This window comes from Streptomyces sp. RGM 3693, from assembly GCF_050471125.1.
In the GTDB taxonomy this organism is placed as follows: domain Bacteria; phylum Actinomycetota; class Actinomycetes; order Streptomycetales; family Streptomycetaceae; genus Streptomyces.
In genome coordinates this window covers 3270232-3295333 of sequence record NZ_JBMPPQ010000001.1, presented here as the reverse complement: position 1 = coordinate 3295333, position 25102 = coordinate 3270232, and the positions used below count along the sequence as shown (strand labels likewise).

Sequence of the window (25102 nt, the reverse complement as noted above, 5' to 3'; positions counted from 1 at the left end):
CCGGGGAGTTGTAGACGCTACCCGAACAGGTAGCCGAAGACGACCTCGCCCACCCGCTGATCGGTGATCTCGGCGCCGTTCGCCTCCTCGCGGGCGAACTTCACCGCCTGCTGGAGCTTCTCGACCCGGTCGAGCAGTTCGTTCACGCGCTTCGCCGGCAGCGCGCCGGAGAACTTCACGGTCGTCCAGTAGCCGACCGGCACGTCCTCGTAGTAGACGTCGACCTGCGCCGGGTGCTTGTCGGTGGCCTCGGCCTTGACGTGGTTGCGGGGCACCTTCTTCGTCCGCACGGTGCGCACCGGCTCGGTCTTCCAGGCGTCCGTGGAGGGGTCCTGCACCCACGCCTCGGAGGCGTCCAGCACCGGCAGCTTGCGGATCAGGGTGTTGACGTCGGTGAGCTGCTTCTCCAGGAACAGCAGGTACGACACCGGGACGTCGCGGAGCAGCGTCCGCCCCTCCACGGTCACGTCGGCCCGCGCCGTGCAGTTGGCCCAGTCCTTGGTGGCGGTCACGTCGAACAGTCGGGTCAGCGCCCGGGCGGTGTCCCGCAGTACGTCCTCGGCGTGCACCTGCACCCGGGTCGACTCGGGCGGCAGTTGCTCGCCCTCCTCGTCCTTGGGCTGGTACGTACGGGAGATGCCGGCCAGCAGCGCCGGCTTCTGCAGTCCGTGGTGAGCGGACGTCAGGTCCTGATGGGACTTGGACTTGATGCCCTTCTCCACGGCAATGATCTGGTTGAGTTTCGCCACGTCGGCAACGTATCAACGATCAGCGCCCGGGACGAAAGGCTTTTCGAGCGGTGGTGCGGGCAGGCAGCGGGCGGGCATCCGTCGCCCGCCCGGGGCGCCTGCCGCGCGTCGCTGACCGCTCGTCACCGGGGTTTCCGCCGGGCCGGGTTGCCTGTGCGGGCGGCGGGCTACTGCCCGGGCGGCGTACGGGTCACCGTGCGGCCCGCTGCGGTGGCCGCACGGGCGAAGTGGCCGGCGTCGAGGACGGCGGCCCCGTCCAGGTCGTTGTTGAAGTACGCGTAGACATCGGCCCGGTCGGGCCAAGCGTCGGCGATCCGCCGTACCCAGGCATCCAGTGCCTGCCGTCCGTAGCGCGGCCAGGGCGCGGCGGCGCCTCCGTGGAAGCGCAGGTAGCCCCAGTCTGCGGTCCGCCACAGGGGCGTCACGGGCCGGGATCCACGGTCGGCCCAGCACAGTGCGGCACCGTGGCGCTCCAGTACGGTGCGGATCGCGTCGGTCCACCACGAGTCGTGGCGGGGTTCGACGGCCACCCGGGTCCCGGCGGGGAAGCAGCCCAGGCAGGTGTCCAGGAGGGGTGCGTCCGCGGGCAGGGTGGGCGGCAGCTGGAGCAGGACGGGACCGAGCCGGGGGCGCAGGTGCGCGGCGCGGGACATCAGCCGCCGGACCGGTTCCTGCGGGTCGTGGAGCTGTTTGATGTGGGTGAGGTAGCGGCTGGCCTTGACGGCCATGACGAAGTCGGCCGGCGTCCGGTCCCGCCAGTCGGCGAAGGTCCCGGCCTCGGGCAACCGGTAGAAGGCGGCGTTGCTCTCGACGGTGGCGAAGTGCCGGGCGTACTCCTCCAGCCAGCGCCGCTGCGGCAGGTCGGGTGGGTAGAGGACGCCGCGCCAGTCGCGGTACTGCCAGCCGGAGGTTCCCAGGTGGAGGGTCATGCGGGATGCGTCCCCGGTCCGGGGCGCCACGTACCAGCGGCCGGGCGGGGGCGGGCCGAGGCCCCGGGGCCGGGCCGCAGCCCGCCCCGGGACCGGTGGGATCAGAAGCGCACCGAGGCGTCCCGGGTCACCGTGGGGACGGCGAGGACGGCGTCGAACGCCGTGGGAACCGGGGTGGCGAGGGTGGCGCTCTGCGACCGGATGCCGTTCGGCAGCGGCGTCCCGTCGGCGTCGCGCGGCGGCCGGCGGAGGTCGGTGAGGGTGATCCGGTCCCCGAGTCCGGCGTCGATGAGGGCGGCCTCGACGCTGCCGGGCTCCGGGGCCGCGAGCGGGGTGTCCGCGACCGTGAAGCCGACGCTGCTCTGCTCGTCCAGCACCATCTCGGGGACGTGGTCCGCGGTGTGGGTCACGGCCACCGCGCGGTAGTCCGTGCCGAGTGTCCGGGCCAGGTGGTAGCCCATGGGGAGTGCGGTGAGCGGGCCGCCGAACTCGATGGGCGTCTGCTGGATGTGGTTGTTGTGCGCGGCGAGCACGATGCGGGTGCCCGGGGCGCTGCGCTCCAGGTGCCAGCGGACCGACTCGGCCAGGTAGATCTCGCGGATCGCGAGATCGGCGCTGCTGCCCTGTCCGGTCTGGAGGGCGTGCATCGCCCGGAACATGGCGTCGGTGTGGCAGGCGCCCTCCACTCCGCGTCGGGCGATGTCGTAGCGGTCCTGGCCGCCGCGGGCCGCGTACCGCACTTCCTCGGCGCGCAGGCGGAGCAGGAGCCGGGCGAGGGTGGCGGTCAGTTCGTCCTGCGCGGCCGGTTCGAGGCGGGCCCAGGCGGGTGCGGCCGCGGCGCCGGAGCCGACGCCGGCGAGAAACCGGTCGCTGATCTCCAGTGCCGTGTCGAGCAGCGGCAGCGCGTCGGGGCCGACCTCGTCCAGGTAGTCGCGCACCGGGTCCAGGGCGGGCCGCAGCGCCCCGCCGGCTTCGGGGACGTCGAGGCCGGCGAAGCGCACGGGGTGGCGGCTGGTGCGGTTGTGGTGGCGCAGCCAGTGCATGAAGTCCGCGGCGCCCCACTCGGCCGCGGCCCGGCTCGCCTGCGCCAGGCCGTCGTCGGCGCCCTCGCCGCGCAGCCACCGGTCGAGGGCGAAGCCTTCGCTGAAGCCGAATTCGAAGGCGAGGACGGTGAATCCGCAGCGCTCGGCGAGGAAGCGCAGGACGCGTTGGCGGGCGAGCGAGAACTCGGTGACGAAGTGGGCGCCCTCGCCGACGGCGACGACCCGGGCGTCGCCCGCGATCTCCCGGAGTGGTTCCCACTCGTCGAGGTCCCCGTGCGGGTCGAGGGTGGTCAGTTCGGCGGCGTGCGCGCGGAACCAGTCGGCGAGCGGGCGGTGGGAGGAGGTCTGGTCAGGCATGGATCGCAGTCTCTTCTCTTACGAAGGTCCGGAGCGGTTGAGCGTCCGCGGGCCGGCTCGGCGCGGGGACGCGTACGCGCGGGCGCGAGCGGCACCGGGCCGCTGGGCCGCCGGTGCACCGCGCCTGGGGCGGACGTCGTCAGAGGAAGTTGCTGTGTACTGCCATGCGGCGGACCGTAACACCGGCCGTCGCAGCCACGCAGCGGATTTTCGCGGGCCCGACCGCAGCCCCACCCACCATGGGGAATATTCGCAATAAAAGGTGCATCTTGACAGGCGTCGGGGCACGTTCTATGCAGATGATGTAGCCGGCTTGGTCGCCGTATCAGCAGGTGAGAGGCGTTGCGAGGGATGCGGTCGGGCGCTGGCCCGACGGGCACCGACCCTCGGCCACGCCGTCGCCCCGGATCGGGCCGCAAGACGAGGAGAAGACCATGGCACGAGCAGTCGGTATCGACCTCGGGACGACGAATTCGGTGGTCAGTGTGCTGGAGGGCGGCGAGCCGACGGTCATCGCCAATGCCGAGGGCGCCCGGACCACTCCCTCGGTGGTCGCCTTCGCCAAGGGCGGGGACGTCCTGGTCGGCGAGATCGCCAAGCGCCAGGCCGTGACCAACATCGAGCGCACGTGTCGCTCGGTCAAGCGCCACATGGGGGACGCGCAGTGGCGCTTCCCGGAGAGCGGTGACATCGACGGCAAGAGCTACACCGCACAGGAGATCTCCGCACGGGTGCTGCAGAAGCTCAAACGGGACACCGAGAACTACCTGGGCGAGGAGGTCACCGACGCGGTCGTCACCGTCCCGGCGTACTTCAACGACGCGCAGCGCACCGCGACCAAGGAAGCCGGGGAGATCGCCGGGCTGAAGGTCCTGCGGATCGTCAACGAGCCGACCGCCGCCGCCCTGGCCTACGGCCTGGACAAGGAGAACGACCAGACCATCCTGGTCTTCGACCTCGGTGGCGGCACCTTCGACGTGTCGCTGCTGGAGATCGGCGACGGCGTCGTCGAGGTGAAGGCCACCAACGGCGACACGCACCTGGGCGGCGACGACTGGGACCAGCGGATCGTCGACCACCTGACCAAGCAGTTCAAGAACGCGTACGGGATCGACCTGTCGCAGGACAAGATGGCCACCCAGCGGCTGCGCGAGGCCGCGGAGAAGGCCAAGATCGAACTGTCGGCGGCCACCGAGACCACGATCAACCTGCCGTACCTGAGCGCCTCGCCCGAGGGCCCGCTGCACCTGGACGAGAAGCTCACCCGCGCCCAGTTCGAGCAGCTGACCGCGGACCTGCTCGACCGCTGCAAGGCGCCGTTCCACAACGCGATCGACGACGCGGGGATCAAGGTCGCCGACATCGACCACGTGATCCTGGTCGGCGGTTCGACCCGGATGCCCGCCGTGACCGAACTGGTCAAAGAGCTGACAGGCAAGGACCCGCACAAGGGCGTCAACCCGGACGAGGTCGTCGCCATCGGGGCCAGCCTCCAGGCCGGTGTCCTCAAGGGCGAGGTCAAGGACGTCCTCCTGCTGGACGTCACCCCGCTGTCCCTCGGTATTGAGACCAAGGGCGGCATCATGACCAAGCTGATCGAGCGCAACACCACGATCCCGACCAAGCGCTCGGAGATCTTCACCACGGCCGAGGACAACCAGCCGTCCGTGCAGATCCAGGTCTTCCAAGGCGAACGGGAGATCGCGGCGTACAACAAGAAGCTCGGGATGTTCCAACTGACCGGTCTGCCGCCGGCCCCGCGCGGCGTCCCGCAGATTGAGGTCTCCTTCGACATCGACGCCAACGGCATCATGCACGTCACCGCCAAGGACCTGGGCACGGGCAAGGAACAGAAGATGACCGTCACCGGCGGCTCCTCGCTGCCGAAGGACGACATCGACCAGATGGTCCGCGACGCCGAGCAGTACGCCGAGGACGACCGCCGCAAGCGGGAGGCCGCCGAGACCCGCAACCAGGGCGAACAGCTCGTCTACCAGACCGAGAAGTTCCTCAAGGACAACGAGGACAAGGTGCCCGCCGACGTCAAGGCCGAGGTCGAGACCGCCGTCGGCGAGTTGAAGGAGAAGCTCAAGGGCGAGGACACCGCCGAGATCCGGGCCGCTTCCGAGCGAGCCGCGGCGGTCTCCCAGAAGCTGGGCCAGGCCATGTACGCCGACGCCCAGGCCGCCCAGGGCGCGGCCGGTGCGGACGGCGCCGGTGCGCACGGCCAGCAGGCTCCGGCCGAGGACGACGTGGTCGACGCGGAGATCGTGGACGACGACAAGCGGGAAGGAGGCGGACGATGAACCGTCCGACCGATGTCGGTCGCCTCCCCCGCCCGCCGCTCGCACTCGTCGGGCGCCCCGGGCCGGAGCGGGGCCCGGCCCCACCACCCCGGCCGGAACCCGACCCGGTGCGGCCGGACCGCCTCGCCTCCCGTGCGGCGACGCACCCCGCCCGGCGCGGCACCGCACCACCCGGCTCCGCCCAGCGGGGCACCGGGGCGCCCGACAGCGAACGGCTGGCGGCCGTGCTGCGGGAGCGCACGGCCGACCTGCAACGGCTCAAGGCCGAGTTCGACAACTACCGGCGCCGGGTGCACCGCGACCGGCTGGCGGTCGGCCAGATCGCCGTGGCCAACGTGCTGGAACGGCTGCTGCCGGTGCTCGACGCGATCGCCGAGGCCGCCGGGCAGGGCGAGGTGACCGACGGCTTCCGGCGCGTCGCCGACCTCCTGGAGACGGAGTTGGCGTCCTTGGGCCTGACGTCCTTCGGCACGGCGGGCGAGCCGTTCGACCCGACCGTCCACGAAGCGGTGGCCTACACCCCGCCGGAGCCGACCGCCCGGAGCGCACCGGGCGAACGCGCGGTCTGCACCGAGGTCGTCCGCCAGGGCTTCCGGGTGGGCGACCGGCTGCTGCGCCCCGCCCAAGTGGCCGTGACCGGTGCGCCACCGGACCCCCATAACACCCAACTCACTTAGCAACAGCGCCAGTTGTCACGGCTCAACCGGCGCGGCGGGCGGTCGGCGCCCGGCTGCCGCGCCGGCCACGAGCAGCGCCCCGACGGTCGCCAGGCACAGCCAGGCGAAGGTGTCGCCGATCCGGTCGTAGACCGTGGTGGTACCGCGCACCGGTACGTACGCGACGGTGACCTGCCGGTCGGTGGTGAAGTAGTCCGTGGTGGCCAGGACGCGCCCCTGGTTGTCGAAGGCGGCCGTGACCCCCTCGCCGTCCGGGCGGACCAGCGCGTAGCCGGCCTCGATCGCCCGGAGGGCCGCCTTGCGGGTGTGCGTGCGCCCGTACTCCCGCCAGTCGTGCGAGGGGACCAGCATGATGTCGGCGGGGACCCGCATCATGCCGGGGAAGTCGGCGTCGTAGCAGATGACGTTGGCCAGCCGGCCGTACGGGGTGGCGGCGACCGGGACCCGGCCGTCGCCGGGGGTGAAGGTCTCCGAGCCGGGGATGGGGTGGGCCTTCTGGTAGGTCCAGTGCACGGTGCCGCGGGGGTCGATGAGCAGCGTCTCGTTGCGGCCGTAGGCCGGTGCGTCGGCGGTGTGGACGCCGATGCCGATCTCCAGGTAGATCCGGGAGCGGCGGGCCTCCTCCTGGGCCGCCGCGAGGGCCGCGGGCTCGTCGACGGGCAGTACCCGCACCCCCTGCTCGGGCCAGACCACGATCTTCGCGCCGGCCGCGGCCTCCCGCCGGGTGGCGGCCAGCAGGCTGTCCCGGACGGCGCGCTGGGCCGGCCGGAGGCCCGGCGGAGGGTGGGCAACGAGGTCAGCGCGTCCGCCGGTGGCCCGGGCGTACGCCGCCTTCTGGGCGCGGATCAGGGCCGCGTCCGCGGTGACCGCGGCGACCCGCACCGTCGGCCCGTCCGGCGGGAAGAAGGCGAGCCGCGCCCCGCCGGCGAGGACGACGGTCAGCAGCACCGCCGCGCAGGTGGCCACGGCGCGCCGGGCGGCGCGCCACGAGGCGGTCTCCCAGAGGAGGTTGACGACCGTGGCGCACCAGGCGAGGAGGAAGCCGATCCCGTAGGAGCCGGTGACCGAGACGAGTTGCAGCAGCGGCAGGGCGCCGAACTGGGTGGTCGCCTGCGAGCCGTAGGCGGTGCCGAACGGGGAGAGCAGGGTGATCAGGAACTCCGCCCCGGCCACCGCCGCGGGGAACACCAGCAGCGCCGCCCACGGTCGCAGCCGGCCGACGAGCAGCCGGTCCAGGAGGTACGGCAGGGTCAGCAGGGCGGCGAGCGCGGCCGTCCCGGCCAGGGTGACCGGGGTGAAGCCGAGCGCCGACTCGGCGAGCCAGAAGGCCGCCGCCGCGAAGTTGGCCGCCCACAGCCACAGGGCGCCGGACCACGCCCGGCCGGTGCGGGCGAAGCGCAGCAGGAGGACGGGGAAGATCCAGGCCGCGGCGGCGATGTCCCAGCGTCCGCCGTCGGCGAGGAGATGGGCCGCGGTGCCCAGTGCCAGCAGTGCCCAGCGGGCGCGGGCCGCCGGTGGGCGGGGGCCGGTGCGGTCCGGCCGCCCGGCGGTACTCGTCGTGTTCACGTGGTTCGTCGGTCCCTTCGAGGTGGCGCGAGTGGCGCGCTCCGGTCAGGTCTCGACGCTAGGAAGGCGGGGGCGGCCGGGGCGTCGTCCTGGGTGCCGATCCCCGGCGGCCGCGCGCAACCGTGGTTGCGTCGGCGGCGGGCCCGTTCCCTCCTTGGGCACGATCGCCGCGGCCGGTGCGGCTGGTTAGCCTTGCGGTCAGTTATGGACACACATCCCACGGCCGCTCTGGGCGGCGCCCGGCGCCGGCTCGTCGACCGGCGGCCGTGGCTGACCGATCTCGCGCTCGGCGGCGGCCTGACCGCGTTCGACGTGCTGACGCTGCTGTCCCGGGAGCCGGCGCCGGGACCTCTCGGCGTGCTGCTGTGGGGGCTCCAGACGGTGCCGCTGGTCTGGCGCCGCCGCTGGCCGCGGACCGTACTGTGCGCGATGACCGCGGCGTTCGTCGCCTTCGAAGTGGTCGATCCGGTGCCGGGCAAGATCCCGGGACCTTATCTGCTGGTCTTCGCGGTGTACGCGGTGGCCCGGCACACGCCGGTGCGGGCCGGTCTGCCTTGGACGGTGCTGTCGCTGCTCACGGCGGTGACGACGGATCTGCTCACCGGACGGACCGGGCCGCCGCAGCCCGGTTCGGTGGAGCCGATCACCGCCACCACCTTCGTCGTCTTCTACGGCGCCGCCTGGCTCGTGGGGTACGGGCGGCGGCGGATCGTGCACCAGGCGGACCGGCTCCGCGACCTCAATCTGCGGCTCGCCGACGCCAACGGGCAGTTGCAGGACGCCAATGCCCGGCTGCGGGACGCCAACGAACGGCTGCGCGCCGAGCAGGAGATCAACGCCCGCCAGGTGGTCGTCGCCGAGCGGGCCCGGATCGCCCGCGACCTCCACGACGTGGTCGCCCACCATGTGAGCGCGATCGCCGTCCAGGCGCGCGCCACCGAGGAGGTGCTCCCGGACGCTCCGCCGGACGGGCGGCGGGGCGTGGTGCGGATCGCGGAGACCGCCGACACCGCACTCATCGAGATGCGTCGCATCCTCGGCCTACTGGCGGCCGGCCCGGAACGGGACGGCGACAGCGGCCTGCCGCCGGAGCCGTCCCTCCGCCACCTCGACCGGCTCTTCGCGGCAGCCGGGGCGGCCGGCTGCCGGATCACCACGGCGCTCGACGAGACCCTCGGCGACCTGCCGCCCGCGCTCCAGGTCTCGGCCTACCGCATCGTCCAGGAAGCGCTCACCAACGCCCTCAAGCACGCCGGCCCCACGGACGTGCGGGTCGCGCTGCACCTCGACGGGCCGACGCTGAGCGTCGCCGTCGAGAACGGGCCGCCCGCCGCCGGACACCGCCCCCCGCCCGGCTCCGGCCGGGGGCTGCTCGGGGTCCGCGAACGCGTCGCCGCGTTCGGCGGCGCGGTACGCACCGGGCCGCATCCGCACGGCGGCTGGCAACTGTCCGCCACCCTTCCCCTGGAGGCCCCGGTATGACGATCCGGGTGCTGCTCGCCGACGATCAGGAGATGGTCCGGGACGCGCTGTGCGCGGTGATCGGCCGCCGCCCGGACTTCGAGGTCGTCGGTACCGCCGCCGACGGCGCGGAGGCGGTCGCGCTCGCCGCCGAACTGCGCCCGGACGTGGTGGTGATGGACGTCCGGATGCCCGGCACGAACGGCGTCGAGGCCACTCGCCGACTGCACGCCGACTGGCCGCACCCCGGCCCGCCGCCCCGCGTCCTGGTCCTGACCACCTTCGACCTGGACGAGTACGTCCATGCGGCGCTGCGCGCCGGGGCCGGCGGATTCCTGCTCAAGAACAGCCCACCGGACCAACTCGCCCACGCCATCCGGGCGGTGGCCGAAGGGGAGGCGATGCTCGCCCCGAGCGTCACCCACCGGCTGATCAACGCCTTCACGGCGTTGCCCGCCGGGCTGCTGCCGGGCGCACCGCCCTCGCGTGACGGCGCCGACCGGCTCATCGACACCCTCACCGCCCGGGAACTGGAGGTGCTCGTCCTGGTCGCCCGGGGCCGGTCCAACCTCCAGATCGGCGAGGACCTGGGGCTGTCCCAGGCCACCGTGAAGAGCCGGCTCAACCGCATCCTGACCCGGCTCGGCCTCGACAACCGCGTGCAGGCCGCACTCCTGGCCCATGAGGCGGGCCTCCTCCGGTCCGGCCCGGACGCGCCCCGCGACGACAGGGACGGCCGTCCGTGACCGCCGCCGGCGAGCGCCCGGCCCCCCGGGCGCACCCACCGCTCACTCCCCCGACCCGCACCGGCCACTGCCGACTCCGCCGTCCGACCGGGCTGCCGACACCGCACGCTCGATGCGCCGCAGCGCATCCTGGGCCGTCGACAGCAGCGCGGCGTCCGCACCGTGCTCGCCGCCCTCGCCGTCCGCCGCGGCCCGTTCGGCATCCGGGGCGGGGACCGGGGCCGCGTAGTGCCGGAGTACGGGCAGCGCGCCGTCCGCGTCCCCGGTGATCCGCCACAGCGCGTACGCGGCGGCCACCCGCAGTGCGCCCGGCTCCGTCCGGTCGTCGCGCATCCCGCGCAGCGCGGGCACCGCGGCCCCGGCCCGTGAGCCCAACTCGCCCAGCCAGCCACAGGCGTTGTCGTCGAACCGCCAGCCGCGCCGGCCGGCGACGCGGCCGGGCCGGTGCCGGCGGGCCAACACGTTCAGCAACAGCGGGACGACTTCGGACACCATCTCGGGCGCCGTCCCGTCCGCCGAGGTGTCCCGTCCCATCAGGGCGCGGATGGCGGCGAGCCCGGTCTCCAGGTCGGCGCCCACGGCCACCCGCCGCAGCGCCGCCAGCGCCCGCGCATCACCCAGCCCCCACCGGCGCAGGAACGCACAGGCCGCCGCCGCTGCCTCCAGTTCGACGAACCCGGGCCGCCCCTCGTCCGCGGGGCCTCCGTCGGACCCACCAGAGACCGTGGCGTCGATGCGGCGACTCAGCCGCTCCAGCACGGCCACGACCTCCGGCACCGCCGGGCCGCCCGCGCGCCACTGCTCCGTCCCGGTCAGCAGCGCGCAGACCTCGGCGGCCGGGAGGTCCTTCCCCAACCGGTCCCGGACCGCCGGCCACAGCTCCCCCGCCAACTCTCCTGCCGTACACAGCAGTTCGGACCGTGCGGTGCCCGCCGCCACCCGCTCCCGGATCCCCGGCACACCCCTGGGGTCGCCGCGCCGGGCGAGCCGGGCCAGCGCCGCCTCGGCCACCGCGGGGTCCCGCCCGGCCGCGGGACCGCTCGCGGCCACCGCCAACGCGTCCAGGTAACCGCCGTACACGGCCAGGTAGTTGGTCGCCACCGCAGCCCGCCGTACCGTCGGGTCGGGGTGGTCCAGCAGCGCGCCGACGGCCGCCGCGTGGCACGCGTACCGCTCGGGGTCCGCGGCGCACAGCCGGTCCGCGGCCACGACCAGGACGCGCGCCGCGGTGGCGTCCAGCCGGCCGTCCCGCAGGGCCGCCAGCATCAAGGTCAGCCATCGCGAGCGCACCGCGGGCGCCGGCGCGAGCCAGGAGTCCACGGTGTCCACCGAGCCGTACGGCACCGAGCCGGCCCACTCCGGATCACACCAGGCCAACTCCCCGAGCACCGCGCCGGCTTCGCCACCGCACAGTGCCAGCGCCTCGACGACCTCGTCCCCGACGGCTCCACTCCCGTCCCCTGAGGATGCCCCGCCCCCGGCCCCCGTCACCGGGCGCAGCAGCAGGCCGAGCGCGGCGCCCAGCGCATCGGCCGGTTCGCCCCGCAGGCACCGGTGCAGCTGCGCGCGCACGGCGGGCTGATCCGCGTACCGGCCGAGCACCACCAGCAGCCCGAGCCGGACCGCGGGATCGGGAGCGTGCCGGCTGTGCTCGTGGATCCCGGGGACGATCTCGTCGGCGGGAACGTCCGCGTAGGCGAGCACCACCGGCACCACCCGTCGCACCGCGGCGTCCGGGTGGGACAGCCTCCGGAGCAGCGCCGGCACCCCGGCCGCCAGCGCCCGGGACAGCCGCTCCGCCCACGCGCCGACGAGCGCCCAGCCCGCACCCTCGGGCACCCCCAGGTCGTCCAGCAGGGCGTCGAGAGCCGCACCGCTCCGGCCGCCCGGCTCGTCCAGATCGACGTCGAAGTCCCGATGCACCACGCTCTGCCAGTCGAACGCGGCGCGCCTCTCACCTGCACCTTCCATGGGCGCACAGCCTAATCGCCGCCCCGGACCACCACGATCGGGTTTCGCCCGGCGCGGTTCCGGTGACGGGGCATCATGCCGGCCGAACCCGGGCGGCGTCGGGCGCGGCGCCCTTGCGGGGCGGTGCGGTGGCGGCCAGGCTGGTCGGAGTCGTCCGTCCGCAGGCCGGCGGTATCCGGCCCGGAACACAGGTGGAGAGCGCGTGGCTTCCTTCATCCTCCCGCACACCCTGCACGGCGGGGGTCCGCACAAAGTCATCGCGGTGCACGGGTGGTTCGCCGACCGGTCGGCCTTCGACCCGATCGTGCCGGACCTCGACCGGGAGACGTTCCATTACGCCCTGGTCGACCTCCGCGGCTACGGCGCGGCGAAGGACGAGCCAGGGGCGTACACCACGGCCGAGGGGGCGGCCGACGTGCTGGCGCTGGCCGACCGGCTGGGCTGGGAGCGGTTCTCGGTGATCGGTCATTCGATGGGCGGGAGCGTCGCCCAGCGGGTGCTGGCCGCCGCGCCGCACCGGCTCCGCAGGCTGGTCGGAATCTCCCCGGTCCCCGCGTCCGGGCTGCCGTTGCCGCCGCCGCAGTGGGAGTTGTTCTCCGCCGCGGCGCACATCCCGGGGAACCGGCGGGCCATCATCGACCTCACCTCCGGTGGGCGGCGCCCCGCCGCGTGGCTGGACCGGATGGTCGCACGGTCGCTGGCGTGCAGCGATGCCACGGCGTTCCGGGCCTGGCTGGACTCCTGGGCCGGGGAGGGGTTCGCCGAGGAGGTCGAGGGGTCCGCGGTGCCGGCGCTGGCGGTGACCGGGGCGCTGGATCCCGCGCTGTCCGCCGAACTGGCCCGGCAGACCTGGCTGCGCTGGTACGCCACGAGCGAGCTGGTGGAGCTGGCGTCGGCCGGGCACTACGCCATGGACGAGACGCCGCTGGAGCTAATCCGGGCGGTGGAGGACTTCCTGCGCGCGGACGCGGACGGTGCGGCGACCGGTGATTCCCCGTACGGCGGGACGGCCACCGGCGGTGCCGACTCCGCCGGCGGCGCATCGGCGGCCGGGTGACCGGCGGCACCGACCGCAGGGGCAGCACCGACCGCACCGGCGGGGCCGACCACACGGGCGGGGCGGCGGAGCTGCGGCGCGGTCCGGAGGCGGTCCGCGCGCCGGACGTCCCCGACGTCTTCGATCCGCGCCGCTACGCCGAGGGACTGCCGCACGGCGCCTACCGCCTGCTGCGCGACCACCATCCGGTGGCCTGGCAGGACGAGCCCGAGGTGCTCGGCTGGCCGGCCGGCCCTGGCTTCTGGGCGGTGACCCGGCACCGGGACGTCCTACGGGTGTTGAAGGACGCGCGGACCTTCTCCTCCCATCTGGGCGCCACCCAGATCCGCGATCCCGACCCCGCCGATCTGCCGTTCATCCGCCGGATGATGCTCAATCAGGACCCCCCGGACCACGGCCGGCTGCGGCGCCTGGTCAGCCGGGCCTTCACCCCACGCCGGGTGGACCGCTTCGAGACCGCCGTACGGGACCGGGCGCGCGCCCTGCTGGCCGCGGCGGTGGGCGCCGCGCGAACCGCCGATGGGGTGTGTGACCTCGTCGGCGCCGTGACCGACGACTACGCGCTGCTCAACCTCGCCGACCTGCTGGGCGTGCCGCCCGGTGAACGCGGCCTGATGCTGGACTGGACCCGGCGGGTCATCGGCTACCAGGACCCCGACGAAGCCGGCCCGGCGGTGACCGGGGCGGACGGCCGACCCGCCGACCCCCGCTCCCCGGCGCTGCTCCAGGACATGTTCGCGTTCGCCCGCGAGCTGGCCGCGCACAAGCGGCGGCACCCGGGCGACGACGTGCTGACGGTGCTCGCCGCGGACCGCGAACTGACCGTGCCCGAGCTGGAGATGTTCTTCTTCCTGCTGACCATCGCGGGCAACGACACCGTGCGCAGCGCAGCGCCCGGCGGGCTGCTGGCACTCGCCCGGCACCCGGACGCCTACGCCGCGCTGCGCACCGGCGCGGTGCCGGCGGGTAGGGCCGTGGAGGAACTGCTGCGTTGGCATCCGCCGGTGCTCAGCTTCCGCCGGACCGCGGCGGCGGACACGGAGCTGGCCGGCCGCCGGATCCGCGCCGGTGACAAGGTCGTGGTCTTCCACGGCTCGGCCAACTACGACGAGCGGGTCTTCGCCGAGCCCGGCCGGCTGGACCTCGCCCGCACCCCGAATCCGCACGTCTCCTTCGGGGACGGTCCGCACGTCTGCCTGGGTGCGCACCTGGCGCGGTTGCAGCTGCGGGTGCTCTACGAGGAGACCTGCGCGGTGCTCCCCGCTGTGGCGGTCGCCGGACCGCCACAGCGGCTGGTGTCGAACTTCATCAACGGGCTGAAGTCGCTGCCCCTGCGGGTGGCGACGTGAGACGGGCGGTCAGCGCGGGGCCGGGGTGACGTGCCGGCCGGGGGTGTGTGCCGTCGTCCAGTCCACGATCTGGACGGCCGCCCCGGCTGCCTCCTGGCCGCGGCAACGGGCGTGGTGGCGGCGGGCGATGGCGTCCAGGTCGAGGTGCCGGCCGAAGGCGGGCAGGGCGGCCAGTCGGCGGGCGTAGGACCACAGGCCGCGGTGGCCGGCGATGCGCTGCACGGCCGCGGCGTCGAGGTGCCAGCGGTGAACGGTGTCGAGTTGGACCAGGGTCACCCACAACTGCACGTCGGCGGCGGTGAGTTCGGTGCCCAACAGGTAGGGGCGGTCGGCCAGTCTCCGCTCCAGTGAGGCGAGCGTGCCGAGCAGGGTGCCCAGGGCGGTCTCGTAGTCGGGGTGGTCGCTGCCGAGGCGGCCGGCGTGCTGGGCGGCCTGGTTGATGTCCTGCTCGCAGCGGTGCGCGAGCGCGTCGATGGCGTCCCGGATGGGGGCCGGGTACAGGGCGGGAGCGCCGGTACCGAACCGCTCGGCCAGGTCGCGGAGGATGTCGGGGGCATGGGTGCTGACGATCCGTCCGGTCCAGTCGTCGCTGAGCACCGGGACCGTGGCCGGCCCGCGGTACTGGTGCGCGCTGGCCTCGTACAGGGGGCGCAGCGCGGCGTAGCCGCAGTCCGGGGTGTCGGGGACGGCGGGGAGCAGCGTCACCGGGAGGGTGGCGCCGAGGTCGAGCAGGCTGTGGGTGATGGCGATGCCCAGACAGTGCGGACACGACGGGGAGAGGTAGAGGCGGTAGCGGTGCGGGACGGGGTAGTGACCGCTGCGGACGTCGGAGCCGATGCGGCCCCGGAAGGCCGGCGCGGCGGCGGATGCGGCGGAGGTGGTGGTCATACGAGTCCCTGGGTGCGAGGTCCGGTGCGTGGACGTACGGGCGGGCACCTGGCGGCGTTCGCGGGCGGGCGTGGACGGGCGTCCGCACGCTGGCGCCGGGCAGGGGCCGGGGCCCGGGAGAGTGGCGCGGCGTCGGGGGAACCGGCCCGCCGGCGCCTCGTGGGGGACTACGCCGAGCTGCAGACGCGCAGCAGATCGATGTGGCGGCGGGAGGTGAGGAGGGGAAGCGGCCGGTCCGCGCGTCCCGCGCGCTCGCCGTCCCGCTCTGTGCGCCCCATGGTTTCCCACCTGTTCACTAGGGTTCCCGCCCTTGAGTGTCGAGGCGGCACCGGGCTGCGTCAAGGGTGGTGCGCCGGTGTGATTCCGGTGGTGCGGCGCTCGGCGCGTGCCCCGTACGGCCGCCCGACCCGCTCGGGGATAATGCCGGCATGCGGATTTCAGCGAGAGCGGACTACGCGGTGCGCGCCGCACTGCAACTCGCGCACGCCCGGGACGGGGGCCCGCTCAAGGCGGAGGCCATCGCCGACGCCCAGGACATCCCGCGCAAGTTCCTCGAAGGCATCCTGAACGACATGCGGCGCGGCGGCCTGGTCCTCAGTCAGCGCGGCGGCAACGGCGGTTACCGCCTCGCCAAGGCCCCGAAGGACATCAGCATCGCCGATGTGATCCGCGTCGTGGACGGACCGCTGGTGTCCGTACGGGGCGTGCGGCCGCCGGAGTTGTCGTACACCGGTCCCGCCGAGTCGCTGCTCCCGCTGTGGGTCGCGCTGCGGGCCAACGTCCGCCAGATCCTCGACGGCGTCTCACTGGCCGACGTGGCGTCGGCCGACCTCCCCAGCCGCGTATCGGCCCTGACCCGCGACCCGGCTTCCTGGACGAACCCGTAACAGGCCCGGGGCCCTGGGGATTGTCCCGTGGCAGCAGTGGCGCCAGCAGTACCCACTCCCGATCGGTCGGATCATGGCGTTCCAGGCGATCTGTATCCACAAGGGCGATCTGCACCAGCCCGCCCGAAGACCACGGGCACGCTACTGGAGGCGGGCCAGCAAGTGGGCGTCGAGGAAGCCCCGCTCGGAGGCCGGGTCATGGAGCAGCCGGGCGAACGTGACGAGCCCGGCCCCGGCCAGCAGCTCGGCGAACCGGTCCACCGGCCAGCTGTAGGCGGGCGTCACCTTGTGGTCGAAGCGGACCGGCTCCGCCTCCTCGGTCCCGAAGAACGAGACCAGGAGCAGGCCCCCCGGTGCCAGGACACGCACCAGCTCGGCGAGGAGCGCAGGCAGTTCCCCGGGCGGGGTATGGATCAGCGAGTAGTGGGCCAGCACGCCGCCGAGCGCACCGTCCTCGACCGGCAGGGCCTCGATCCGCGCCTCGTCGAACCGCAGCGCCGGATGGGCCCGCCGGGCGTGGTCGACCATCGCCGGGGAGAGGTCGAGCCCGAAGGCGTCCAGCCCCAGGTCGTGCAGCATGGCCGTCAGATGTCCCGGCCCGCACCCGACGTCCGCCGCCCGCGGGTTCCCGGTCCCACGGACCAGCTCGGCGAAGGTGCCGATCATGTTCCGCGCGAACGGCTGCGTCTCCAACCGATTGGCGAACAGCGACGCATACAGCTCGACGACCCCGTCGTAGGCCGCCCTGGTCTCGTCCTGGTGCTCCATCACGGGAAAGGAAGCTAGCATCCGCGCACATTCGCAGCTTCGCCGGCCCCGTGCCGCCCCGACCCCTTAGGACCTGCCCGTCCCGTCGCATGATCACGGGACGGGCAGGTCGTAAGGGGTCGGCTTTCTTTCGGAACGGACCCTGCGGCGGCTGCCCGGACGCCATACTGACGGAGCGATCGACACAGTCGCTTTGCGCGCCCAACTCCCTTGAATTCAGGGTGAGTTGGACGCGCGATGCAGGTCCGGCTCCCCTCGGCGTCGGGCGGCCGGTCGCACCCGACCCGTCCTCGACTGAAGGGGGATTGAGAGATGGGGAAGCCGAAGAGGATCGTCAGCCGCGCCGCGGCCGTCTGCGCATCGGCGGCGGCCATGGCACTCGGCACCGTCATGGCACCCGCCGCGCACGCGGACGCTCCTGAGCACTACTACATCGAGATCGGCGGTACCGGTAACGCGCTGCCCGCGGACCAGGGCTGCACCAGGGACTACCAGGCCGCGAACGCACAACTCGACGGCGTGCCGGTGCCGGTGTGCTATCCGGCCACCGCGGGCCCGTTCATCGGCGGCCTCACCGCGCCGAACTACGACGCCAGCGCCAACGAGGGCTACCAGAGGGCGATGGAGAAGGTGGACGAGGTCCACCGCGACCACCCGGACGCCCTCCTGACCATCACCGGCTACTCGCAGGGCGCCCAGATCGCCGACCAGGTGCTCCAGACGCTCGTGAACCGCCCCGACATCCCCAACTCGCAGGTGAACGGCATGCTCTACGCCGATCCGATGCAGCCGGGCACGGGATTCGCCGCCCGGATCCCCAAGGGCGTGGGCGCACTGGGGTTCACCTCCCCCGGCGCCGGGCCCGACAACTTCGGCGGCATCCCGGTCCGGCGCTTCTGCATCCACACCGACGGTGTGTGCGACGCGACGTCACTGGAGTCGGTCGGCGGCTACTTCACCCTGCACCCGACGTACCCGGCGAACTACATCCCGCAGACCCTCAAGGACAACGGACGCAACGGCATTCAGTGGCTGCCGTGAGCCGGCCGCACCCGGCGGCGCACCCCGGCCCCGGCTGAACCCCCGGACGCCCGGACGGCCCACAGCGGACCGTCCGGGCGTCTGCGCTTCTGCGCGTCCGGGCGTCCGGGCGTCCGGAATACGACCCTGATCCGTCCACCCCTTGAACACCCCTTGCCCGGAGCGAAAGTTCGCCAGCATCATTCCTGTATTCCCTACCAATCCAGTGGGAAAACTAGGAAAGCGAAGCCCGGGTAAGCCCGGCTGGGGGCGGCCACCGCCTCCGGTTCCAGCCGACGAGGACGGTGAACGGCGCCATGCCGAAGAGGTCCGCAACACCCCCCACCGCCCCGCAGGCCAGCCCCCCGGCGGAGGAGGAGATCTGGCCGCGCGTCACCCGGGAACTCGCCGACGACCTCGCCGTCGACGCCCTGATCCGCGACCGGGCCGGGAAGCCGCCCTTCGACGAGCTGTCACGACTGCGCGAGGCCGGCCTGCCGGCCCTGCTCACCCCACCCGGCCCGCTCCGCGGCGGCAGCGACTGGCGCACCGCCTGTGCGGTCATCCGCGAGATCGCCGCCGCCGACAGCTCCATCGGCGAACTCCTCGCCCGCCACTACGCGCTGACCTGGAGCGCCCGGTTCTTCGGCACCTCGCACCAGGCCGACGCGCTCGAACGCCGGGCGGCGGACGAGCAGTGGCTGCTGGCCGGCGACGCCGGCAACCCGGCGACCGATGCCGAACCGCCCACCCAGGACACCACCCCCGACCTCACCCTCACCCCGCACGGGTCCGGCTACCTCCTGCACGGCCGCCGGTCGTTCGCCGCCGGCGTCACCGTGGCCGACCGCCTGGTCATCGGCGCCACCTGTGCCGAGTCCGGCGACTGGCTGCTCGCGCTGGTCGACCCGGCCCACCCCGGCCTCACCGCCGACCCGGCCCACGACCGCCTGGGCCAACGCCTCACCGACGCCGGCAGCATCACCTTCGACGCCGTACCGGTGCCGGCCGAACAGATCCTCGGCACCACCTCCCACGACGAGCAACACATCACCCCGTACGCCACCCTGGCGCCGCTGGCCCTGCGGCTGGCCCTCGTCCACGTCGCGTTGGGCATCGCCGAAGGGGCGCTCGCCGAGGCCCGCGACCTCAGCCGCGCCGCCCCGCGCACCTGGCAGGCCGCGGACGCCCTCCCGACCCCGTACGCGGAGCAGCCGGGCGGCGACCCCTACCTGCTGCTGGCGTACGGCGAACTGGTCGCCGCCGCGCACACCGCCGCGGCCGTCGTGGAGCCGGCCACCGAGGCGTTGGCCAGGGGCCTGTTGATGGGGCAGGAGCTGGGCGTCAACGAGCGCGCCGACATCGCGGTGCTGGTCGCCGCGGCCGAGGCGGTCACCGGCCAGTCCGCCCTACAGATCACCACCCGCATCCTGGAGCTGACGGCCACCACCGACGCCACCGCCGGCGATCCGGGCTTCGACCGGTTCTGGCGGAACGCCCGCGTCCTGACCGCCCAGCGCTCGGCCGCGCACAGCCTCCGGGCCATCGGCGACCACTACCTCAACGGCACGCATCCGCCGCTGACCCTGCGGATCTGAGGGTCAGCGGCGGACGTCGGGCGGTGGGGCCTCAGACGGCGGCCAGCATGCTCCGGCCGAGCCAGTCCGAGGCGTCCCGCACGCCGGGCAGTGCGAAGAAGTAGCCGCCGCCGGTCGGCGAGATGTAGTCCACCAGCGGCTCGTCGATCAGCCGCTCCTGGGTGGCCTCGAACTGGCGGCGGACGTCCTGCTGGTAGGAGCAGAAGGCCAGCCCCATGTCCAGGTTGCCGACGTTGTCGACGCCCCGGTCGTAGTTGTAGCCGCGGCGCAGGATGCGGGAGTCGTCGGTCTTCGCGGTCCGCGGGTTGGCGAGCCGGATGTGCGCGTCGAGCGGGATCGCGGTGCCGTGCGGGTCCTTGTGGTACGCGGGCACGTCGAACTCGCCGGCGCCGTCCAGCGGGGCACCGGTGTCCTTGCGGCGGCCGAACATCTTCTCCTGCTCGGCCAGCGAGACCCGGTCCCAGAACTCCACCAGCATCCGGATGATCCGGATGACCTGGTAGCTGCCGTCGGTGGTCCAGGCGGGCTCGCCGTGGCCGTCACCGACCCACACCAGGCGCTCCATCTCGCGCCCGGACTTCACGTCGGGGTTGGCTATCCCGTCCTTGAAGCCGAGCAGGTTGCGCTGGGTGCCGCTGGGCCGGGGCGCGTTCTGGAAACCGTCGATGCGCCACTTGATCTGCATCCCGCCGCGGGTGTGCCGGGCGATGTCGCGCAGCGCGTGCAGCACGGTGTCCTGGCGCTCCGCGCAGATCTGCAGCGAGAGGTCGCCGTGGCACTCGGCGGCCTGGAGGTTGTCGTTGGGGAAGGTCCGCATCGGGACGAGCTTGCGCGGCTTGGCCTTGGCCAGGCCGTACCGGTCGTCGAAGAGCGAGGCGCCGACGCCGACCGTCACGGTCAGCGCGTCGGCCGGGACCACCGGCCCGAGGATCCCGTTGTCGGACGGCGGGGCCCCGACGCCGAGGTCCTGCGGGGCGCCGCCGGCGGTCAGGAAGCGGGCGCGTTCGGTGATCGTCCGCAGCAGGTCGGTGAGTTCCTTGCGGTTGTCCGCGATGACGTTGAGCGAGACGAACGCGGCGGCGGCCGGCTGCGGGGTGAGGATGCCCGCCTGATGGGCGCCGTGGAACGACACCTTCCCGGCGTCGGCGGTGTCGGCGGCCTGCGCCGTACCGGCGTTGCTCTGGCTCAGCGCGAAGCCGCCGCCGGCCAGCACCGCACCGGCCGCGCCGGCGCCCAGCGCGGTCTTCACGAACGAGCGCCGGTCGGCGGGACAGCGACCCTGGGTGCCGGGCGTTTCGGCGGACATCTCGTGGTTCCCTTCGGAGCGTGCGTGGGGTGGTGCGGTGTGTCTGTGGGTGGGGCGGATGGTGCGGGGACCGTCGGGCGGGGCGCCCGGTGTGTCCGGCGCTGTGCGCGGACGTCCGGGCGTCCCGGCCCTCGGGCGGGTCAGGCGGACTTCCGGATCTCCAGGAGGTCCGGCACCGGCGCCAGGTGCTCCAGCAGCTGCCCGGTGATCCCGTTCAGCCGCTGCCGGGCGGTGGCGTCGAGCTTCTCGACCGGCGTCCACGTGCCGCCGTGGTGCGCGTCGTCGAGGAGCTTCTGCATCCGCGCGATGTCGCTCTCGATGGACGCCAGCAGCTGCGGCTCGCGCTTGGCGATCAGCGGGCGCAGGACGTCGAGGAGTTCCCGGGTGCCGGCGAGGTTGGCGTCGGCGGTGGCGAGGTTGGTGCCGCTGCCCTGGTCGGTGTCGCCGGTCAGCTCGAACTGGAGGGTGTTCTCCAGGATCTCGTGGGTCCGCAGCGGCAGGTCACCGGGGTCGAAGTCCTGGGTGGGGAACGCCTTCCGCAGTCCCATCACGTCGCCGTGCAGCTGCTGCGCCGGGCCGGTCAGCTCCTCCGCGGACGCGCCGTGCCAGAGCCCGTACTCGATCCGGTGGAAGCCGCTGAAGTCCTTGTCGTGCACGCCGCCCGGGAGCCCGTCGGCCCGCCCGTTGATCTTCTTGTCGAAGTCCTCGAACGTGCCGTAGGCGGCGCCGAGCGAGGAGTACGTGCGGTGCGCGGTGAGCCAGTCCGTCCGCGCGCCGTCCAGGTCGCCGCCGGCGAGGTCGTCGCTGAGCTTCTGGGTCTGGTCGGTCAGCGTGGCCAGGCCCTGGTCGACGTACTGCCTGTAGGCGCGCAGCGGCCCGGCGAGGTCCTCCTCCGCGACCGGCACGACGGCCTTGGCGCCGCCTCCGCCGCTGACCCGCACGGCGGCCGAGGTGACCGCCTTGCCGCCGGTGGGCACACAGCGCCAGGCGTACGAACCGCCGGCGATGGTGGCGACCAGGTCCCGGGTGGTGCCGGGGGCCAGGCCCTCGATCTCGCCGTAGACCGCGTTGGTCGAGGGGTCGATGAGGTACACCTCGGAGGTCTTGTCTCCGGTGTTCTGCATCTGGAAGGTCTGCCGCCCGGGCTTGGGCGCGGTGAAGCCCTTGCCGCATTCCTTCTCGGACACCGCGATCGTCGGTGCCCCGGCCGGCTTGGACTTGCCGAAGGCGACGATCCCGCCCGCGACGACGGCGGGCACGGCCACCACGGCGACCGGCAGCAGCCAGGCGGGCCGCTTCCGGCCCGCACCGGCCGGCGCCGCCGCCGGCTCCGGCTGGGCCGCCGGCTCCGCCTCGGACTCCGACTCGGGGGCGCCGTCGCCCGCCGAACCGTCCTTCTCCGAACCGACCTCCGCGGCACCGCCCTGCTCGGCGACGGCCTTCTCGTCCACCGGCTCCGCCGCCGGCTTCTCCTCCGCCGCCTTCTCCTCGACCGGCTTGTCCGCCGCCGGCCGCGGCGCAGGAGCCGGCTTCGCGGCGGACCGCAATCCGCGGACGAACAGCGTCATCACGATGGCGAGGTACGCCACGTACGCAATGATCTGCAGCCACGTCATGGCCGGCATCAGGTTGAAGACGCCCTGCACCAGGGTGGTGTACCAGGCGCTCGGGTCAATGCTCTGGCTGAGGTCGAACGCGAACGCGGCCTTGCCGGGCAGGACCCCGCCCTCCTGGAGGTCCCGCAGGCCGTATCCCAGGACGCCGGCGGCGATGACGATGAGCACGGCGCCGGTCGCGGTGAAGAACTTGGTGAGGTTGATCTTGAGCACCCGGCGGTACAGGCCCCAACAGAGCCCCGCCGCGATGACCAGGCCGATCCCGGCGCCGATCATCGGCCCGGCGGATTCGCCCGCCGCCCGCGCCGTGGTCCACAGGAACAGCGCGGTCTCCAACCCCTCGCGGCCCACGGCCAGGAAGGAGGTGACGATCAGCATGCCCGCGCCCATGGCGAGCGCCCCGGTGACCTTCTCCTTGATCTCACCGGAGAGGTTGCGCGCGGAACGGCGCATCCAGAACACCATCGCGGTGACGAACGCGACCGCGATGACGCTCAGGGTCCCGCCGAAAGCTTCCTGCGCGGTGGCCGAGAGCGAAGCGGCGGTGAACGTGAGCACCGCGCCGAAGCTCAAGGAGAGCGCGATCGCGGCCAGTACACCGGTCCACACCTGCGGGAGACGGGACTTGGCCCCGGCCCGGACGAGTGTGGCCACGAGGATCGAAACGATGAGTCCGGCTTCTAGACCTTCCCTCAAGCCGATCAAGAAGCTCGGAAACGCGTCGTCCCACATAGTTGTCCTCTCCGGCCCGCGCAACCGCACCGGTATGCCTTACCTCAGTTAGCGAAGGCATACCTTAGTCAGACGGTCTGAAGATGTCTACATCGCTGTAGTCACTTAGTCACGGACGGATAACGACCCTAGCTCAGGCCCCACCCGACCCCACCAACACCCCCCACCTCACCCCACCCGGCCACCTGACGATCCGTCGTGACCCCCACCCCCACCACGCGTTCTCCAGACATGGACAACACGCACATCACACACACAGCACGCATCACAGACAGAGCAGGCACCCGCATCTCAGCGGGCATCACAGACATTGTTCGCAGCGCGAACGCAACAGGCGATACGCGCGATGCACACAGGCGAGCCGACGCCGCTCGACGCCCCGGCTCCCCTCTCCGTGGCCCCCTGGCATCCGTCGCACCCCTCGTCGCCGCAGCCCTCACCCTGACCGCCCTCGCCGCGGCCGGTCCGGCACACGCCGACGGCGGCACCATGCCCGACGTCAGCGGCAAGGGACTCGTCGCCGCCTACCAGGCGCTCAACTACGACAACACCGTCCACCTCAAGGACGGTCGGGGCGCCGGCCGCCACGTCCTGTGGCCCGGCAGCTGGAAGGTCTGCGACCAGTACCCCAAGGCCGGCACCCCGTTCTCGCACCGGCCGATCACCCTCACCGTGGTCAAGGCCCGCGAGTCCTGCGGCGCCGGACGCTAACGCGAGGCCGGCGGGCACCCGATGCAGCCGTACGCCCTGGAGGTCGCGGGACGTACGGTCCCCGAGCGGGACGCCGACGCGGCGCTCGCTGCGGATCACCGGCGGCCACCTGGAGCCCGGTCGGGGCCATGGAGGACCCGACCAACGGCCTGACGATGTCGTGGAGTTCGGCCCCTCAGGGGCCATGGAGTCGGCGGGCACCGCGTGCAGCCCGGGAGCGGTGCGCCGAACGGTGCGCCCCGGAGGTCGACTCCCGGAGCGGGTGATGCGCGGCGGCCGTAGATCCGTGGACCAGATCCCCGTAGACGAGCCGGAACCCCGCCGGGGCGTACGCAGACACCCCTGCGCGCCGAGGCACAGGGGTGCAGGGGTACAGGGCCAGGCCCGATGCCGGCAGGCGACGGTCCAGGGTGGCGATCAATTCGGCGATCAGTACGTCACGGGCGGCGAAGTGGCCGCCCACCCCCCGCGCCTCCCCGGACAACACAGTCCCCGGGAGTCCACATCGCCACCATCTACCTCAGTCGTCGCTGAGGCTCCGGTTCGCGGGGCTTCCGGGGGCCTGACCAGAGCCACGTCAAGGGTCTCCTGTCAACAAACGTCTTTGTCGACGGTGCGGCTCTCCGGTTGTCTGGATAAACACCAGTTTCCTCCCGTTTTATCCAGAGTCAAGAGGTACGCCGGGAGCGGGCGGAAAAACCCGTCGGGGCGGCTCCGCGCAGAGTGCTGCACATCAACAGCGCGTAAAGATTGCCGGGATACGGCAATGTGCGACTCCCTCACCGCGTGTGACGATCATCCCCGTTCGAGCGGAATGAGCGAGTACGGGAGGGCTGCACATGGCCTGGTTTCTTGGTCTCGGCATCGGCGGGATCGCCGTGCTCGCACTCTCGCTGATCTTCGACGGGGTGCTGGAAGGACTGTTCGGCGGCGTGCTGGACGGGCTAGACGGGCTGCTGTCCCTGCCGGTCATCGCCGGCTTCCTGTCGATGTTCGGGTTCGCCGGCGCGATCGTGTGGGGCAGCACCGGACTCGGCGCCGGGCCCGCCATCGGCGTCGGGCTGGCGGCGGGGGCCGCGGCCGGGGGCGCCACCTGGAAGTTCAGCCGGGCGCTGATGCGCGACCGGACCGACTCCGCGCCACGCCGGGAAGACCTGGTGGGTACCGCCGGGTCGGTAGTGACCGCGATCCCCGCCGACGGATACGGCGAGGTGCTACTGCGCCTCGCCGGGCATCCCGTGAAGCTGGCGGCCCGGAGCGCCGCTCCAGTGGCCCGCGGCGCCGAGATCTGGGTCGAGGCATCACTCTCGTCCACGTCGGTGGCGGTCCGTCCCGTCGAACGCTGAGCGGGGGCGGGGCCCGACC

Annotated in this window: 21 protein-coding genes; 11 read left to right on the top strand and 10 right to left on the bottom strand. The window is 73.2% G+C overall.

Going from position 1 to position 25102, the window contains the following annotated elements:
• Positions 1-17: 17 nt before the first annotated feature.
• The 3 genes from ACO0M4_RS14355 to ACO0M4_RS14345 all read right to left on the bottom strand — a co-directional run bounded on the left by ACO0M4_RS14355 (position 18) and on the right by ACO0M4_RS14345 (position 3078).
• Positions 18-749, bottom strand: a complete 732-nt coding sequence (locus tag ACO0M4_RS14355) for a hypothetical protein (protein WP_430370456.1) — start codon at positions 747-749, stop codon at positions 18-20.
• Between the two features lie 167 nt (positions 750-916).
• Positions 917-1678 carry a DUF72 domain-containing protein gene (locus ACO0M4_RS14350; RefSeq protein WP_430370454.1) on the bottom strand — a complete coding sequence of 254 codons (762 nt, stop codon included), beginning with the start codon at positions 1676-1678 and terminating at the stop codon, positions 917-919.
• Between the two features lie 101 nt (positions 1679-1779).
• Positions 1780-3078 carry an erythromycin esterase family protein gene (locus tag ACO0M4_RS14345; RefSeq protein ID WP_430370453.1) on the bottom strand — a complete coding sequence of 433 codons (1299 nt, stop codon included), beginning with the start codon at positions 3076-3078 and terminating at the stop codon, positions 1780-1782.
• Between the two features lie 434 nt (positions 3079-3512).
• On the opposite strand from ACO0M4_RS14345, the gene dnaK reads away from it, so the two are divergent.
• Complete coding sequence (gene dnaK, locus ACO0M4_RS14340; protein ID WP_430370452.1) at positions 3513-5384, top strand: molecular chaperone DnaK; 1872 nt, start codon at positions 3513-3515, stop codon at positions 5382-5384.
• Positions 5381-6061, top strand: a complete 681-nt coding sequence (gene grpE / locus ACO0M4_RS14335) for a nucleotide exchange factor GrpE (RefSeq protein WP_430370451.1) — start codon at positions 5381-5383, stop codon at positions 6059-6061. The genes dnaK and grpE overlap by 4 nt, the downstream gene beginning before the upstream one ends.
• A gap of 15 nt (positions 6062-6076) precedes the next feature.
• Here grpE and ACO0M4_RS14330 read toward each other — a convergent pair whose 3' ends face one another.
• Entirely contained in the window at positions 6077-7627 is a 1551-nt protein-coding gene (locus ACO0M4_RS14330) for a nitrilase-related carbon-nitrogen hydrolase (protein ID WP_430370450.1), read from the bottom strand.
• A 204-nt stretch (positions 7628-7831) separates the two neighbouring features.
• Between ACO0M4_RS14330 and ACO0M4_RS14325 the strand changes: the two genes are divergently transcribed.
• Together ACO0M4_RS14325 and ACO0M4_RS14320 are read left to right on the top strand one after the other, a co-directional pair.
• A complete protein-coding gene (locus tag ACO0M4_RS14325) occupies positions 7832-9109 on the top strand; it encodes a histidine kinase (protein WP_430370448.1) in 1278 nt (425 codons plus the stop codon).
• Entirely contained in the window at positions 9106-9834 is a 729-nt protein-coding gene (locus ACO0M4_RS14320; RefSeq protein ID WP_430370447.1) for a response regulator transcription factor, read from the top strand. The genes ACO0M4_RS14325 and ACO0M4_RS14320 overlap by 4 nt, the downstream gene beginning before the upstream one ends.
• 42 nt (positions 9835-9876) lie before the next feature.
• Here the strand turns inward: ACO0M4_RS14320 and ACO0M4_RS14315 are convergent, their stop codons facing one another.
• On the bottom strand, positions 9877-11805 hold the full coding sequence (locus ACO0M4_RS14315; RefSeq protein ID WP_430370445.1) for a hypothetical protein: 1929 nt from the start codon (positions 11803-11805) through the stop codon (positions 9877-9879).
• A 202-nt stretch (positions 11806-12007) separates the two neighbouring features.
• On the opposite strand from ACO0M4_RS14315, the gene ACO0M4_RS14310 reads away from it, so the two are divergent.
• Together ACO0M4_RS14310 and ACO0M4_RS14305 are read left to right on the top strand one after the other, a co-directional pair.
• Complete coding sequence (locus ACO0M4_RS14310) at positions 12008-12862, top strand: alpha/beta fold hydrolase (RefSeq protein WP_430370444.1); 855 nt, start codon at positions 12008-12010, stop codon at positions 12860-12862.
• A 71-nt stretch (positions 12863-12933) separates the two neighbouring features.
• Complete coding sequence (locus ACO0M4_RS14305; RefSeq protein WP_430371379.1) at positions 12934-14211, top strand: cytochrome P450; 1278 nt, start codon at positions 12934-12936, stop codon at positions 14209-14211.
• 9 nt (positions 14212-14220) lie between these two features.
• Here the strand turns inward: ACO0M4_RS14305 and ACO0M4_RS14300 are convergent, their stop codons facing one another.
• Positions 14221-15099, bottom strand: coding sequence for a glutathione S-transferase C-terminal domain-containing protein (locus ACO0M4_RS14300; protein ID WP_430370443.1), 879 nt, complete (start codon positions 15097-15099; stop codon positions 14221-14223).
• 167 nt (positions 15100-15266) lie between these two features.
• Positions 15267-15377 (bottom strand): putative leader peptide, encoded by a 111-nt coding sequence (locus ACO0M4_RS14295; protein ID WP_430370442.1) that lies wholly within the window; start codon positions 15375-15377, stop codon positions 15267-15269.
• Positions 15378-15527: 150 nt separating this feature from the next.
• Here ACO0M4_RS14295 and ACO0M4_RS14290 point away from each other — a divergent pair, with 150 nt between their 5' ends.
• The gene (locus ACO0M4_RS14290; RefSeq protein WP_430370441.1) at positions 15528-15986 is read left to right on the top strand and encodes an RrF2 family transcriptional regulator; all 459 of its coding nucleotides are present in this window, start codon (positions 15528-15530) and stop codon (positions 15984-15986) included.
• A gap of 141 nt (positions 15987-16127) precedes the next feature.
• Here the strand turns inward: ACO0M4_RS14290 and ACO0M4_RS14285 are convergent, their stop codons facing one another.
• A complete protein-coding gene (locus ACO0M4_RS14285) occupies positions 16128-16757 on the bottom strand; it encodes a class I SAM-dependent methyltransferase (protein ID WP_430370440.1) in 630 nt (209 codons plus the stop codon).
• A 309-nt stretch (positions 16758-17066) separates the two neighbouring features.
• Between ACO0M4_RS14285 and ACO0M4_RS14280 the strand changes: the two genes are divergently transcribed.
• Both ACO0M4_RS14280 and ACO0M4_RS14275 read left to right on the top strand, forming a co-directional pair.
• Positions 17067-17795, top strand: a complete 729-nt coding sequence (locus ACO0M4_RS14280) for a PE-PPE domain-containing protein (RefSeq protein WP_430370439.1) — start codon at positions 17067-17069, stop codon at positions 17793-17795.
• A gap of 296 nt (positions 17796-18091) precedes the next feature.
• Positions 18092-19372, top strand: coding sequence for an acyl-CoA dehydrogenase (locus ACO0M4_RS14275; protein WP_430370438.1), 1281 nt, complete (start codon positions 18092-18094; stop codon positions 19370-19372).
• A gap of 31 nt (positions 19373-19403) precedes the next feature.
• Here the strand turns inward: ACO0M4_RS14275 and efeB are convergent, their stop codons facing one another.
• Positions 19404-20678 carry an iron uptake transporter deferrochelatase/peroxidase subunit gene (efeB, locus tag ACO0M4_RS14270; protein ID WP_430370436.1) on the bottom strand — a complete coding sequence of 425 codons (1275 nt, stop codon included), beginning with the start codon at positions 20676-20678 and terminating at the stop codon, positions 19404-19406.
• 140 nt (positions 20679-20818) lie between these two features.
• Entirely contained in the window at positions 20819-23026 is a 2208-nt protein-coding gene (efeU, locus tag ACO0M4_RS14265; protein WP_430370435.1) for an iron uptake transporter permease EfeU, read from the bottom strand.
• Positions 23027-23515: 489 nt separating this feature from the next.
• Between efeU and ACO0M4_RS14260 the strand changes: the two genes are divergently transcribed.
• Entirely contained in the window at positions 23516-23737 is a 222-nt protein-coding gene (locus tag ACO0M4_RS14260) for a PASTA domain-containing protein (RefSeq protein ID WP_430370434.1), read from the top strand.
• Positions 23738-24576: 839 nt separating this feature from the next.
• Complete coding sequence (locus tag ACO0M4_RS14255; RefSeq protein ID WP_430370432.1) at positions 24577-25083, top strand: hypothetical protein; 507 nt, start codon at positions 24577-24579, stop codon at positions 25081-25083.
• Positions 25084-25102: the final 19 nt, after the last annotated feature.

Bases quoted from the DNA above. Each gene is read 5' to 3' on its own strand.
- ACO0M4_RS14290 (WP_430370441.1), top strand. From the start codon at position 15,528: ATGCGGATTTCAGCGAGAGCGGACTACGCGGTGCGCGCCGCACTGCAA.
- ACO0M4_RS14255 (WP_430370432.1), top strand. From the start codon at position 24,577: ATGGCCTGGTTTCTTGGTCTCGGCATCGGCGGGATCGCCGTGCTCGCA.
- ACO0M4_RS14345 (WP_430370453.1), bottom strand. From the start codon at position 3,078: ATGCCTGACCAGACCTCCTCCCACCGCCCGCTCGCCGACTGGTTCCGC.
- ACO0M4_RS14300 (WP_430370443.1), bottom strand. From the start codon at position 15,099: ATGACCACCACCTCCGCCGCATCCGCCGCCGCGCCGGCCTTCCGGGGC.
- ACO0M4_RS14280 (WP_430370439.1), top strand. From the start codon at position 17,067: ATGGGGAAGCCGAAGAGGATCGTCAGCCGCGCCGCGGCCGTCTGCGCA.
- efeU (WP_430370435.1), bottom strand. From the start codon at position 23,026: ATGTGGGACGACGCGTTTCCGAGCTTCTTGATCGGCTTGAGGGAAGGT.
- grpE (WP_430370451.1), top strand. From the start codon at position 5,381: ATGAACCGTCCGACCGATGTCGGTCGCCTCCCCCGCCCGCCGCTCGCA.
- ACO0M4_RS14320 (WP_430370447.1), top strand. From the start codon at position 9,106: ATGACGATCCGGGTGCTGCTCGCCGACGATCAGGAGATGGTCCGGGAC.
- efeB (WP_430370436.1), bottom strand. From the start codon at position 20,678: ATGTCCGCCGAAACGCCCGGCACCCAGGGTCGCTGTCCCGCCGACCGG.
- ACO0M4_RS14350 (WP_430370454.1), bottom strand. From the start codon at position 1,678: ATGACCCTCCACCTGGGAACCTCCGGCTGGCAGTACCGCGACTGGCGC.
- ACO0M4_RS14325 (WP_430370448.1), top strand. From the start codon at position 7,832: ATGGACACACATCCCACGGCCGCTCTGGGCGGCGCCCGGCGCCGGCTC.
- ACO0M4_RS14260 (WP_430370434.1), top strand. From the start codon at position 23,516: ATGCCCGACGTCAGCGGCAAGGGACTCGTCGCCGCCTACCAGGCGCTC.
- dnaK (WP_430370452.1), top strand. From the start codon at position 3,513: ATGGCACGAGCAGTCGGTATCGACCTCGGGACGACGAATTCGGTGGTC.
- ACO0M4_RS14295 (WP_430370442.1), bottom strand. From the start codon at position 15,377: ATGGGGCGCACAGAGCGGGACGGCGAGCGCGCGGGACGCGCGGACCGG.
- ACO0M4_RS14315 (WP_430370445.1), bottom strand. From the start codon at position 11,805: ATGGAAGGTGCAGGTGAGAGGCGCGCCGCGTTCGACTGGCAGAGCGTG.
- ACO0M4_RS14275 (WP_430370438.1), top strand. From the start codon at position 18,092: ATGCCGAAGAGGTCCGCAACACCCCCCACCGCCCCGCAGGCCAGCCCC.